This window comes from Arthrobacter sp. Leaf337 (assembly GCF_001423745.1).
In the GTDB taxonomy this organism is placed as follows: Bacteria; Actinomycetota; Actinomycetes; order Actinomycetales; family Micrococcaceae; genus Arthrobacter.
This window is the reverse complement of the sequence record NZ_LMPC01000030.1, coordinates 54,989-67,001: the sequence shown is the minus strand read 5'-3', so window position 1 is coordinate 67,001 and position 12,013 is coordinate 54,989. Positions and strand designations below refer to the sequence as shown.

The window sequence follows — 12,013 nt, the reverse complement described above, 5'->3', positions numbered from 1 at the left end:
CGCCTTCGTCTCCCACCCCAGGAATCAAAACATGACCTCCGAAAGTCCCTCCCCGCATCGGAAGCCCCGCACTTTGGATGCCATAACCCTGGGGCTGCGGCAGAACCTTGCCCAGTTCATGATCCTGGTGGCAGTCAACGCCCTGGTCGGCGGAACGCTGGGGCAGGAGAGAACCGTCCTGCCCCTGCTTGCAGGCGAGGTCTTCAAGCTGGACCTGTATACGAGTGCCTTGACGTACATCCTGGCGTTCGGCGTGGCCAAGGCAGCCACCAATTATTTCGCCGGCACCTTGTCGGACCGTTACGGCCGCAAACCGGTCCTCGTGGCGGGCTGGCTGATCGCGCTGCCCGTCCCGCTGATGCTGATCTTCGGGCCGTCGTGGGGGTGGATCGTGGCGGCCAACGTCGTCCTCGGCATCAGCCAGGGACTGACCTGGTCCACCACGGTGATGATGAAGATGGACCTCGTGGGTCCCTCCCGCCGTGGCCTGGCGATGGGCCTCAACGAGGCGGCCGGCTACCTCGGCGTCGCCGGGACCGCGCTGGCCACCGGCTACATCGCCTCTGCGTACGGGTTGCGTCCCGGCCCCTTCCTGCTGGGTGCTGCGTTCATCGCCGTCGGCCTGGGCCTTTCCGTGCTCACCGTGCGGGAAACCCACCACCATGCCAGGGCCGAGGCTGCCAGCCATGTGTCGGTCCATGAGGGGGCGCACGCGCAGCTGAGCAACCGTGAGGTGTTCACGCTGACGAGCTTCCGCGACAAGTCCCTATCGTCCGTGAGCCAGGCGGGCATGGTGAACAACCTGAATGACGGCCTGGCCTGGGGCCTGTTCCCCGTCCTATTTGCGGCCGCCGGATTGACGATTGAACGCATCGGCATCCTCGCGGCCGTGTATCCGGCCGTATGGGGCGCCGGCCAGCTGGTGACGGGCGCGCTGTCGGACCGGATCGGGCGCAAGCCCCTGATCGTCGGAGGCATGCTGGTACAGGCAATCGCCCTCGGCATGGTGGCCTTCGGGGCCGGCTTCGAAACCTGGCTGGCCGCGGCGGTGCTGCTTGGAGCAGGCACGGCCATGGTCTACCCGACGCTGCTGGCCGCCATCGGCGATGTTGCCCATCCCGAGTGGCGGGCCAGATCGGTGGGGATCTACCGGCTGTGGCGCGACGGCGGCTTTGCCGTCGGTGCCCTGCTGTCCGGAATCATCGCCGATGCCTTTGGCATTCCTGCGGCAGTCGCCGTCGTCGCCGTCCTGACCGGGCTGTCCGGCGTTGTGGTGGCTGTGCGGATGCGCGGCACTGATCACAAGCCCGCATCCCGCTAAGCGGGTGTTCGCTAGGCGGGCGTTCCCGGTGCTGCGGGGCTTACACTTTCAAGTGTGCACGTTAGTGCACGTATGCACTTGAGGAGTTTGAGTTTGATGCTGGCTGTCCTTCGGAACAGAGTCTTTGCGCGGCTGTTCTGTGCCCAGGTCGTTGCCCTGGCGGGGACGGGCCTGCTGACAATCGCCCTGGGGCTGCTCGCCTACGACCTTGCCGGAAGGCACGCCGGGGCCATCCTGGGAACGGCCCTGACCATCAAGATGGTGGCCTACGTGGGCCTCGCTCCGGTGATCACCGCCCTCGTGGCCCGCCTGCCCAGGAAGCCGGTGCTGATTGCGGCTGACCTGGTCCGGGCAGCCATGGCCCTGTGCCTGCCGTTCATCACGGAAACGTGGCAGATCTATGTGGTGATCTTCCTGCTCCAATCCGCGTCAGCAACATTTACGCCGGCGTTCCAGTCGTTGATCCCGCTCATCCTGAAGGATCCCCGGGACTACACCTATGCCCTTTCGTTGTCCCGGCTCGCCTATGACATGGAAGCCCTGGTTAGCCCGGCTGCTGCCGCGCTGCTGCTGACCGTGATGAGCTACCACGAGCTGTTCATCGGCACTGTTGCCGGCTTCCTGATCTCCGCGACCCTGGTCGCCTTTACGGCCGTACCCCGGCCCGGCGCGCCCGGGGAGCCCCAGCCGTCCTTGTGGCACCGGACCACCCTGGGGACGCGGATCTTTTGGCGCAACCGGAAGCTGAGGTCCCTGCTGGCACTGAACCTTGCGGTGGCCGCCCCGACGGCCCTCGTGCTGGTCAATACCGTGGTCTATGTCCGGGACGTCCTGCACCGTCCCGGATCCGATCTTGCCGTTGCCCTTGCCTGCTTCGGCGCCGGCTCCATGGCTGTCGCCCTGGCCGTTCCGCGGGTTCTGGACCGCTTCGGCGATCGAGCCGTCATGCTGACCGGCGCCGCCCTGATCCCCCCGGCACTTGGCGCCGCCGCCGCGGTGATGTTCATGGCATCGCAGGGCGTCGGATGGTGGCCGCTGCTGGGGCTATGGTTCGTCCTCGGCGCCGCCACGTCCGCCGTCATCACCCCGTCCTCCCGGTTGCTCCGGGAAGCTGCCACGGAGGGCACGCTCCCGTACGTTTTCACGGCCCAGTTCTCGCTCTCCCACGCCTGCTACCTCCTCAGTTATCCGGTAGCGGGCTGGATCGGTGCTGCCGCAGGCCTGGGCTGGGCTGCCGCGGCGCTGACAATCCTTGCGATACTTGGCAGTGCAGGAGCCTTCCTGTCCTGGCCCCGGAAGACCTTTTCCGGACCGGGTCCCGCCGTCACCGAGGAGCAGGCCATTGAGCAGCCAGCCGAGCAGTCCGTTCAGCGCCGGCACTGATGGGCCCTCGCTCGTCCATCCCGTCACGCCTGGACCGGAGTTGCTGGAAAATGCCGCTGCCACGCTGCGGATGCTGGCCGAACCTACGCGCCTGCATCTGCTGTGGCAGCTTGCGCAAGGCCCCAGGAGCGTCACGGAACTTACGGAGGCGGCCGCCGTTCCGAGGACGGTGGTCAGCCAGCACCTGGCCAAACTGAGGCTCAGCGGGATGGTGAACGCGCGGAAGGACGGCCGGCATGTCATCTACTCGCTGCACGACGGCCACCTCGTCCGGCTGATCCGGGAGACCATCAACCATGCGGACCACCGAACCACGGGCGAACCCTTCCACGGGTGACCCTCGACGTGGCGCCGGGTGGGAGGGCAATTCGGGGCTTAAAGACCGTGTGCCGGGGAGCCGGTCTGCGGTATTCTGGCTTCGGGTTATGCAGGCAGCCTCCGGATTCTTTGCTGAGGAGTTCCCATGGGCCCGACATTCCGCGCCGTCTTCGCACCCGCTGCCACGGATCCCCCTGCGGGGGCCGCATGAACGCGAACAGTGGCCGCCTCGCCGGCATTGCCGAACGGCGTATCTTCAAGTCCTACGCCTCATTGTCGTCCGTCCCCACCGGCGAGCTCGAAGCACTGGCCTGCCTCTTGAGGAACAGCGACAACACACCAGGCCCGAACCATGCCGGCCTGGTGGGGCCGGTGGTCTTGGCAGAGCTGGCGCGCCGGAACAGGGCCGAATGCCAGGGGCGTTCCCGCCCGGACGGCCCGGCACGCTAGGGCCATCCGGCCGGCTAAAACATTCCGGCCCGGACGCTAAGCCGACCCTGCACGCTAACCGGGTCCCGAAAAACCTCAGGTAGATAGCCCGGCACCCCACAGTGCTTTGCGCAGCAGCGCCTTGAGCTGCGCCGATTCTTCCGCGGGCAGCCCTTCCAGTACTTCCGCCTCAGCCCGCCGCGCAGCGTCGCTGGCCCGCTGCAGCAGCTTTCCTCCCTTGGCGGTGGCCGTCACGGTTTTTGCCCGGCGGTCCTGCTTTCCCGGCGCCCTGGCCACGAGGCCGCGCTTCTCCAGCTCATCCACGAGTGCCACAATCTGGCTGGGATCCAGGCTGAGGAAGTCCGCCAGTTCGCGCTGCGTCGGCTCCAGCCCGCTGTTGGCGAGGATCAGGACCGAGTACGAACGCTCCTTCAGGTCGAACTCGGCCAGCGCCCTGTTGTTCAAAACGGACCCCACAGCGTGCAGCTTGGCCAGCAGAAATCCCAGGTCCTGGCTGATGGATGCGGCCACAAGCTTGTGGGCCTGTTCGGTCCGTTGACCGCCCTGTGTCTCGATCGTCATGGCCGACTCCAATAATCCTCAAAATAAATCGTTGACATTTTCAACTATCCATAATTTCATGGATGCAGAACAGCATCCCACGTTGAGAGCCGGGATGCACAAGGTCAGCTAGCAAAGGAGCAGCCATGAGCCTGTCAGGCAAAGTAGCAATCGTCACCGGAAGCGGCCGTGGCCTGGGCCTGTCCTACGCCCGGGAACTCGCACGGCAGGGCGCAGCCGTCGTCATCAACGACGTCGACGCGACGGTCGCCGGGGAGGCAGTGGCGCTCATCGAGGCCGACGGCGGAAAGGCCGCCGCCGTCGTCGCTCCCGTCGGCAGCACGGAAGTGGCCCGGCAGCTGGTGCAGGCGGCCGTCACCGAGTTCGGGCGCCTCGACATCCTGGTCACCAACGCCGGCATCCTGAGGGACAAGTCCCTGCTGAAGATGACCGACGAAGACTTCGACGCCGTCATCAACGTCCACCTCCGCGGCACCTTCACCTGCGTCCGGGAAGCGTTCGCCTACTTCAAAGAGAACGGCATCGCCGGCCGGATCATCACCATCGGCTCGCCCACCGGTCAGCGCGGCAACTTCGGGCAGAGCAACTACGCCGCCGCCAAGGCCGGCATCGTGGGCATGGTCCGCACCTGGGCCCTGGAAATGAAGAAGGCAGGCGTCACCGCCAACGCCGTCATCCCCGTCGCGGCCACGGCCATGACCAAGACCGTCCCGTACTTCCAAAAAGCCGTGGAAGCCGACGAGCGCGGCGAGGCCATGCCGGCCTTCTTCCGCCACGAGCTCGGTTTCGGAACGGCCGACGACGTCTCCGGACTGGTCGCGTTCCTCGCCTCGGATGAGGCGGCCGGTATTACCGGCCAGGCCATCGGTGCGGGAGGGGACCGGCTGCAGCTCTGGACCCACCCCGAAGCTGCTGCCACCGAATACCGCGAGGGCGGCTGGCGCTACGAGGACCTCATCGAGAACTTCGGCCCGCTCTTCGGCGCCAAGCTCCAGGGCGTGGGCGAGGAATTCCTGCCCCTGCCCGAGGACCTGAAACCGGAGGCACAGCCTGCCGCAGCTCCCGTGAAGGTGGGCTAGCCATGGCTGCCACGCGCTACGAGCCCGGCATCGACGCCGCCAAGCTGGACGCGATCGACATGCACGTGCACCTCGAAGTGGACGGCCACGGCCACGAATCACTCCCGGAGGCCCTCACCGAAGCTTCGGCCAAGTACTTCAAGGCCGAGGACCGCACGCCGTCGCTGGACCGCATCGCCGAGGTCTACCGGGAACTGAACATGGCCGCCGTCGTCTTCACCGTGGACGCCCGCACCCAGCTCAAGCACGAACCCAACAGCATCGAGGACCTGATCGCCGGCGCGGCACGGAACAACGACGTGCTGATCCCGTTCGGCAGCGTGGATCCGCGCACCGGGGCCGAGGCCATCCAGGGCGCCAAGCACCAGGCCATCGACCTGGGCGCCCGCGGCTTCAAGTTCCACCCGTCCCTGCAGGGCTTCGACCCCTCCAACGAGCAGTTCTACCCCCTCTGGGAAACCCTCCAGGAACTCGGCCTGCCGGCCATCTTCCACACCGGCCAGAACGGCATGGGCGCGGGCCTGCCCGGCGGCTACGGCATCAAGCTGGCCTACTCCAACCCGCTCCTGCTGGACGCCGTGGCCGCGGACTTCCCGGAACTGCAGATCATCATGGCCCACCCCTCGGTGCCGTGGCAGGACGAAGCCAACTCCATCGCCACGCACAAGGCCAACGTGTTCATCGACCTCTCCGGATGGTCGCCCAAGTACTTCCCGGAGTCCCTGGTGCGGATGTCCAACTCCGTGCTGCAGGACAAAGTCCTGTTCGGCACCGACTTCCCGCTCATCACGCCGCAGAAATGGCTGGCCGCGTTCGCGGACCTGCCGCTCAAGGACGAGGTCCGGCCCAAGATCCTCAAGCACAACGCCGTGCGCCTGCTCGGACTGGGCGGCTGAGATGAGCGCCTCCACAGCTGAGCAGACCCCTACCGCCGAAAAGACCCGGCTCTACGGCGTCTGCGACTACTACGACGCCGAGTCCCTCCTCACGGAGGATGAGCGCCGGGTGCTGGGACGCCTTCGGGACTTCCTGGACCGGGAAGCGCAGCCGCTGCTGGCCGATTACTGGGAACGGGGCGAGTTCCCCACACAACTCGCGCGGCCCCTGATCGACCTGGACCTGATGGAACCGGCGGAACTCACCGGCGCCATGGGCCCAAACAGCGGTCCCGCCCGCGGCATCTACCAGGGTTTCCGGATCTTCGAGCTGGCCCGCACCGACGCCTCGCTGGCCACCTGGTACACGTCCCAGGCCGGGCTCTTCCGCACCGCCATCCGGGTGGGTGCCTCGCCGGAGCAGCAGGCTGAATGGATGCCGAAGGTAATCGACTTCTCCCTCAAGGGGGTCTTCTCACTCACCGAACCCGACTCCGGTTCGGACATCGCCGGCGGCCTGTCCACGACGGCCCGCCGGGAGGGGGACTCCTGGATTCTGGACGGTGCCAAACGCTGGATCGGGGGTGCGGTCAGCGCCGATGTGCTGGCGGTGTTCGCCAGGGACCATGAAGACGGGCAGATCAAGGCCTTCCTGGTGGACCGCGAGGCGGACGGCGTGACGCTGGAGAAGATCCACGGCAAGACCGCGCTGCGGATGATGCAGAATGCCCACATCACCCTCGAGGGCGTCCGGGTGCCGGAATCCATGCGCCTGCACAACGTGGACTCCTTCAAGGACGTGGCCGCGATGCTCCGCGCCATGCGTTCGGACGTTGCCTGGATTGCCACCGGCATCCAGGCCGGAGCGTTCGAAGCTGCCCTGGGCTATGTGACGGAACGCCGGCAGTTCGGCCGCCAGCTGGGATCCTTCCAGCTGGTCCAGGAAAAGCTGGCCCGGATGCTCGGCAACGTCACCTCGTCCCTGTCCCTGGTGGTCCGGCTGACCGAACAGCAGTCCCGGGGCATCTACCGGGACCAGGACTCCGCTCTGGCGAAGATGCAGACGTCCCTGCTGATGCGCGAAACCGTGGCCCTGGCCCGCGAAGTGGTGGGCGGCAACGGCATCACGCTCGAGACGGACGTCGCCCGGTTCCACGCCGACGCCGAAGCCGTCTACTCCTACGAAGGAACGCACGAAATCAACGCGCTCATCGTGGGCCGCGCCCTCACCGGCGAAAGCGCCTTCACCCGCTGACGCAGCGCCAACTGAACAGCACTAACCGAACCCGAACAGCAACTGAAACCCGACGGCGGAAGCACCGCTCCGCCGTCGTACTTCCGCAACTCCAAAAACCACACCAGGAGGCAAAAATGCCCAATCTTGTCGTCGACTTCGACAAACTGCTCACCCTCGCCGGGACAGACCTCGGCGTGACCGAATACCGCGAAATCACCCAGGAACAGATCAACAAATTCGCCGACGCTACCGGTGACGACCAGTGGATCCACGTGGATCCGGAGCGCGCCAAGGACGGCCCCTTCGGCGCCCCGATCGCCCACGGCTTCCTCACACTCTCGCTCATCATCCCGTTCTGGGGCGAGCTGTTCGACGTCGATGGCGTCACCACCAAGGTGAACTATGGCCTGGACAAGGTCCGCTTCACCTCACCCGTGAAGGTGGGCTCGCGGATCCGCATGCAGGCCACCATCGCCGAGGTCACCGAAGTCAAGGGCGGCGCCCAGATCAAGGTGTCCAACACCATCGAGATCGAAGGCCAGGAACGCCCCGCCGTCGTGGCCGAATTCCTGGCCCGCTTCTACAAGTAGGCCGCTTCCGCAAGCAAAACCACCAACCGTCCCTCCTTCCGAAGGAACAGCCATGTCAGGACAAATCACGCTCGCGCCAGCGGGCACGGCCGCGAAGCGCAAGGAAGCGCGCACGGTCATCATGTCCAGCTATCTGGGCAGCACCATCGAGTTCTACGACTTCCTGCTGTATGCCACGGCCGCTGCCGTGGCCTTTCCCAAGGTCTTTTTCTCCGGCATGGACGACTGGGTGGGCGTCGTCGCCGCCTACGCCACGTTCGCCGCCGGCTATGTCGCCCGCCCCCTCGGCGGCATCATTTTCGGCCACTTCGGGGACCGCGTCGGCCGTAAGGGCATGCTCATCGTCTCCATGGCGGTGATGGGAATTGCGTCCACGCTCATCGGCCTGATCCCCGGCGCCAGCTTGATCGGACCCTGGGGCGCCGTCATCCTCGTGTTCCTGCGGGTCTGCCAGGGAATCGCCGTCGGCGGCGAGTGGGGAGGCGCCGCGCTCATGGCCCTGGAACACTCTGATCCCAAACGGCGCGGCTTTGCAGCTTCCTTCGTCAACGCCGGCGCCCCCACCGGAGCCGTGCTTGGCACGGTGGTGATGGGCATCTTCTCCGCCTTGCCGCAGGAGGCCTTCCTGGCATGGGGCTGGCGCGTGCCCTTCCTGCTGTCCTTCGTGCTCCTGATTGTGGGAATGTTCGTCAGGCTGCGGGTCTCCGAGAGCCCTATCTTCGCCGAGGCAGTGGCCAAGGAAAGCATGCAGGGCACCAAGCGCAAGATCCCGCTGCTTGAAGTGCTGCGCCGGCCCAAAGCGCTGATCATGATCATGTTCGCCGGCGCGGCGGGCTTCGGCCTGCAAGTGGTGCTGCCCACGTTCTCCATTACCTACGCGGTGTCCAAGGGCGCCCCGCAGCAGGGCGTGCTGTACGCGTTCGCCGGGGCCTCGGCCATCTCCATCCTGTTCGTCCTGCTCGGTGGACGGCTGTCCGACCGCTTCGGACGCCGACCCGTGATGGTGGCCGGACTGGCACTGTTCATCGCCTACTTGTTCCCGATGTTCGGAATGCTCGGCTCCGGGAACGTCGGCCTGGTCTTCCTGGCCTTCACCGTGGCCCTGGTGCTGCACTCGAGCCTGTACGGACCGCTGGCGGCGTTTGTGTCGGAGCAGTTCGGCACCACCTCCCGCTACACCGGCGCCGCTGTGGGCTACCAGCTGGCCACCCTGATCGGCGCGGGCTTCACACCGGGCATCGTGGCCGGACTGTACAAGGATTCCGGGCAGAGCATCGTCCCGGTGGTGGTCTTCCTGTCCGTCATGGCAACGGTTTCCATTGTCTTCATCCTGCTGACGCGGGAGTCTAAGAACAACGACCTCACTGCGGTCGATTAGGAGCACAAACATGGACAACAACGGAGTTGGATCCTGGCTGCACCGCCGCCGCCGGAAGTCCGGACCCAAAACGGCCCTCGTCTCGGGGGACCGCGCCGTCAGCTACGAAGAGCTCGCCGAGCGCACGGACCGGCTCGCCAACGCCATGGGGCGCAGGGGAGTGGCCAAGGGCGACCGGGTGGCGTACCTCGGTGAAAACCATCCGTCCTTCGTGGAGACGTTCTTCGCCTGCGGCCTGCTCGGGGCCGTCTTCGTCCCGCTGAACACACGGCTGGCAGCGCCCGAGCTGCAGTTCCAGCTGCAGGACTCCGGAACCCGGCTGCTGGTGAACGCCGGTGAGCTCGAAACCCTCGCGGCAGCGTCCGTGGAAGGAACCGCGGTGACCCACCGCTTCGTGGTGGCGCCCGACGGCGGCACGGAAGGTTCCGTCGTGGAGCTGCCATCCGGCGTCGAACGCTATGAAAGGGTGCTTCACGCGGCAGCCGCGACTCCGCGGGACGAGGCCGTGACTTTGGACGACGCCGCCATGATCCTCTACACCTCCGGCACCACCGGCCGCCCCAAGGGTGCGCTGCTCACCCACGGCAACATCACCTGGAACTGCTTCAACACGGTGGTGGACATGGACCTGAACCGGAACGACGTCGCCCTCATGATTTCGCCGCTGTTCCACGTGGCGTCCCTGGACATGGGCCTGCTGCCGATGCTGCTCAAGGGCGCCACCGTGGTGCTCGAGGCGAAGTTCGACGCTGGCCGGGTCCTTGACCTGATCAAAGAGCACAGGGTCACCACCCTGAACGGGGTCCCCACCACGTTCCAGATGCTCTGCGACCACTCGGCCTGGCCGGCGGCGGACTTGAGCTCCCTGGACAAGCTGACCTGCGGCGGGTCGGCCATTCCGCGCCGGGTCCTGGACGCCTACGAGGAGCGCGGCATCGGCTTCACCAGCTGCTACGGCATGACCGAAACCGCGCCCGGCGCCACCATGCTGCCAGTGTCGAGGTCCCGGGAGAAAGCAGGCTCCGCAGGCCTGCCGCACTTCTTCACGGATGTCCGCATCGCCGATCCCCTGGGCGGTCCTGCGGCACCGGGCCAGGTCGGGGAGATCCAGATTTCGGGCCCGAACGTGATCACAGAGTACTGGAACCGGCCGGAAGCCACCGCGGAAAGCTACGCGGACTCCGTCTGGTTCCGCTCCGGCGACACGGGTTTCCTGGACCAGGAGGGCTTCCTGTTCGTCTCGGACCGCATCAAGGACATGATCATTTCCGGCGGCGAGAACATCTATCCGGCGGAGGTCGAGGCGGCCATCTCCGAACTGGACGCGGTGGCCAGCGTTGCCGTGATCGGCGTCGAAGATGCGAGGTGGGGCGAGGTTCCCCGTGCCATCGTGACACTCCGCGAAGGCGCCTCGCTGTCCGAGGACGAGGTGCGTTCACACTTGGACGGGAGGCTCGCGCGCTACAAGATCCCCAAAACGGTGGTGTTCGTGGAGGAAATGCCGCGGACGGCCAGCGGCAAGATCCGCAAAATCGACCTGCGGAAGCAGTACGCCGCGAACGGACAGCTGCAATAGCGCGAACGGACAGTTGTGGCCCTGTTTTCGCGAGCCCGCTAGTGGATCAGCGCAAGCATGATGCCCACGGCCACGAACAGCGCGCCGAACGTCCGGTTGAGGACTTTCTGCCCGCGTGCGTTGTGCGTGAAGCGCTGGAATGACTTGGCCGCGGCGGCGAAGAAGAACCACATGACCAGAATGTCGATGACCACCACCGTGGCCGTCAGTGCCAAATACTGCGGCAACAGCGGCTGCTCCGGCCTGATGAACTGGGGCATGAATGCCAGGAAGAAAATGATGGCCTTGGGGTTCAGCAGATTGACCCACAGGCCCCGGCGGAACATGGAGGCGGCTGGCTCATTGCGGAGTTCGGCTGCCGTCTCCTGATCCAGATCAGGCTTTTGAAGGAACTGCCGGATGCCCAGATAGACGAGGTAGGCAGCCCCGGCGTACCGGATCACGTTGAAGGCCACGGGGGAACTGGCCACCAGGACGCCGACACCCAGGGCGACGATCAGCACATGGACCACCAGTGCGGCCTGCTGGCCCAGGATTCCCCAGATGGAGCGTCGGAAACCCGAGTTTAGCGAGTTGCTCATCGTGTTGATGGCACCCGCTCCGGGAGTGAAACTGATCAGGACGCCGGCGCCGGCCAGGGCCAGCCAAAGGGAGGGTTGCACCCACCCATTTTAGGGGCGCTTGCCTTAGGGGCGGACACCGTAACTGAGGATCATGTTTCCCTTGCTGGTCCGCTGCGAATCCTGCAACTCCAGCCGTCTCACCGGATCGCCGTCCTCGAACAGTCGCCGTCCGCTTCCGGCGACGACCGGGTGCACCATCAGCATCAGCGAGTCGAGAAGGCCGGCGAACAGGAGTTGGCGGGTCAGCGAGATGCTGGCGAACACGGCAATTTCGCCGCCGTCGCCGTTCTTGAGCGTGGCCACGAACTCCTCCAGCGGCGCGTCCATCAGCCGGGAGTTCTGCCATTCGAGTTCGCCCGAAAGGGTCCTGGAGGCCACGAACTTCTGCAACGGATTGATGAACGCGCCGAAGTCGGCGTCAGCGGCCGCGCCGGGCCAGTAACCGGCCCACTGCTCATAGCCCACTCGGCCCAGGAGCCCGGTTTCGACCCTGGCCATCATCTGTTCCATCCCGGCGCCGAGTTCATCGTCAAAGCTGTCGAACTGCCACAGGTTGGGGGATTCAACCACTCCGTCCACGGAGTAAAACAGGCCGGCCGTCAGTTTGCGCATGGGGTTCTCC

General features: G+C 65.9%; 13 protein-coding genes. 10 read left to right on the top strand and 3 right to left on the bottom strand.

Annotation, left to right across the window (positions count from 1 at the left end):
• Nucleotides 1-31 precede the first annotated feature (31 nt).
• The 4 genes from ASF98_RS22075 (at nt 32) to ASF98_RS22060 (ending at nt 3,472) form a co-directional block, all read left to right on the top strand.
• Nucleotides 32-1,321 (top strand): MFS transporter, encoded by a 1,290-nt coding sequence (locus ASF98_RS22075; RefSeq protein ID WP_055806932.1) that lies wholly within the window; start codon nt 32-34, stop codon nt 1,319-1,321.
• Nucleotides 1,322-1,417: 96 nt separating this feature from the next.
• Nucleotides 1,418-2,704 carry an MFS transporter gene (locus tag ASF98_RS22070; protein WP_055806930.1) on the top strand — a complete coding sequence of 429 codons (1,287 nt, stop codon included), beginning with the start codon at nt 1,418-1,420 and terminating at the stop codon, nt 2,702-2,704.
• Complete coding sequence (locus tag ASF98_RS22065; protein WP_055806927.1) at nt 2,664-3,041, top strand: ArsR/SmtB family transcription factor; 378 nt, start codon at nt 2,664-2,666, stop codon at nt 3,039-3,041. The genes ASF98_RS22070 and ASF98_RS22065 overlap by 41 nt, the downstream gene beginning before the upstream one ends.
• A 188-nt stretch (nt 3,042-3,229) precedes the next feature.
• Nucleotides 3,230-3,472: a hypothetical protein gene (locus ASF98_RS22060; protein WP_055806924.1), complete on the top strand. Its 243-nt coding sequence runs from the start codon at nt 3,230-3,232 to the stop codon at nt 3,470-3,472.
• Nucleotides 3,473-3,547: 75 nt separating this feature from the next.
• Here ASF98_RS22060 and ASF98_RS22055 read toward each other — a convergent pair whose 3' ends face one another.
• On the bottom strand, nt 3,548-4,033 hold the full coding sequence (locus ASF98_RS22055) for a MarR family winged helix-turn-helix transcriptional regulator (RefSeq protein WP_055806921.1): 486 nt from the start codon (nt 4,031-4,033) through the stop codon (nt 3,548-3,550).
• A gap of 125 nt (nt 4,034-4,158) precedes the next feature.
• Between ASF98_RS22055 and ASF98_RS22050 the strand changes: the two genes are divergently transcribed.
• The 6 genes from ASF98_RS22050 (at nt 4,159) to ASF98_RS22025 (ending at nt 10,768) form a co-directional block, all read left to right on the top strand.
• Complete coding sequence (locus tag ASF98_RS22050; RefSeq protein ID WP_055806918.1) at nt 4,159-5,112, top strand: SDR family NAD(P)-dependent oxidoreductase; 954 nt, start codon at nt 4,159-4,161, stop codon at nt 5,110-5,112.
• A 2-nt stretch (nt 5,113-5,114) separates the two neighbouring features.
• On the top strand, nt 5,115-6,008 hold the full coding sequence (locus tag ASF98_RS22045; protein ID WP_055806916.1) for an amidohydrolase family protein: 894 nt from the start codon (nt 5,115-5,117) through the stop codon (nt 6,006-6,008).
• A gap of 1 nt (nt 6,009) precedes the next feature.
• Nucleotides 6,010-7,242, top strand: a complete 1,233-nt coding sequence (locus tag ASF98_RS22040; protein WP_055806913.1) for an acyl-CoA dehydrogenase family protein — start codon at nt 6,010-6,012, stop codon at nt 7,240-7,242.
• 116 nt (nt 7,243-7,358) lie between these two features.
• Nucleotides 7,359-7,814, top strand: coding sequence for a MaoC family dehydratase (locus tag ASF98_RS22035; protein ID WP_028270914.1), 456 nt, complete (start codon nt 7,359-7,361; stop codon nt 7,812-7,814).
• A 52-nt stretch (nt 7,815-7,866) separates the two neighbouring features.
• Entirely contained in the window at nt 7,867-9,192 is a 1,326-nt protein-coding gene (locus tag ASF98_RS22030; RefSeq protein ID WP_055806910.1) for an MFS transporter, read from the top strand.
• A gap of 10 nt (nt 9,193-9,202) precedes the next feature.
• Nucleotides 9,203-10,768 (top strand): acyl-CoA synthetase, encoded by a 1,566-nt coding sequence (locus ASF98_RS22025; protein ID WP_055806907.1) that lies wholly within the window; start codon nt 9,203-9,205, stop codon nt 10,766-10,768.
• Nucleotides 10,769-10,806: 38 nt separating this feature from the next.
• Here ASF98_RS22025 and ASF98_RS22020 read toward each other — a convergent pair whose 3' ends face one another.
• A complete protein-coding gene (locus tag ASF98_RS22020; RefSeq protein WP_055806905.1) occupies nt 10,807-11,430 on the bottom strand; it encodes a LysE family transporter in 624 nt (207 codons plus the stop codon).
• 24 nt (nt 11,431-11,454) lie between these two features.
• Nucleotides 11,455-12,003, bottom strand: a complete 549-nt coding sequence (locus tag ASF98_RS22015; protein ID WP_055806902.1) for a dihydrofolate reductase family protein — start codon at nt 12,001-12,003, stop codon at nt 11,455-11,457.
• Nucleotides 12,004-12,013: the final 10 nt, after the last annotated feature.

What these genes read in the sequence shown, in the direction of transcription:
- ASF98_RS22075 (WP_055806932.1), top strand. Translation starts at nt 32, where the DNA reads ATGACCTCCGAAAGTCCCTCCCCGCATCGGAAGCCCCGCACTTTGGAT.
- ASF98_RS22070 (WP_055806930.1), top strand. Translation starts at nt 1,418, where the DNA reads ATGCTGGCTGTCCTTCGGAACAGAGTCTTTGCGCGGCTGTTCTGTGCC.
- ASF98_RS22060 (WP_055806924.1), top strand. Translation starts at nt 3,230, where the DNA reads ATGAACGCGAACAGTGGCCGCCTCGCCGGCATTGCCGAACGGCGTATC.
- ASF98_RS22055 (WP_055806921.1), bottom strand. Translation starts at nt 4,033, where the DNA reads ATGACGATCGAGACACAGGGCGGTCAACGGACCGAACAGGCCCACAAG.
- ASF98_RS22050 (WP_055806918.1), top strand. Translation starts at nt 4,159, where the DNA reads ATGAGCCTGTCAGGCAAAGTAGCAATCGTCACCGGAAGCGGCCGTGGC.
- ASF98_RS22045 (WP_055806916.1), top strand. Translation starts at nt 5,115, where the DNA reads ATGGCTGCCACGCGCTACGAGCCCGGCATCGACGCCGCCAAGCTGGAC.
- ASF98_RS22040 (WP_055806913.1), top strand. Translation starts at nt 6,010, where the DNA reads ATGAGCGCCTCCACAGCTGAGCAGACCCCTACCGCCGAAAAGACCCGG.
- ASF98_RS22035 (WP_028270914.1), top strand. Translation starts at nt 7,359, where the DNA reads ATGCCCAATCTTGTCGTCGACTTCGACAAACTGCTCACCCTCGCCGGG.
- ASF98_RS22030 (WP_055806910.1), top strand. Translation starts at nt 7,867, where the DNA reads ATGTCAGGACAAATCACGCTCGCGCCAGCGGGCACGGCCGCGAAGCGC.
- ASF98_RS22025 (WP_055806907.1), top strand. Translation starts at nt 9,203, where the DNA reads ATGGACAACAACGGAGTTGGATCCTGGCTGCACCGCCGCCGCCGGAAG.
- ASF98_RS22015 (WP_055806902.1), bottom strand. Translation starts at nt 12,003, where the DNA reads ATGCGCAAACTGACGGCCGGCCTGTTTTACTCCGTGGACGGAGTGGTT.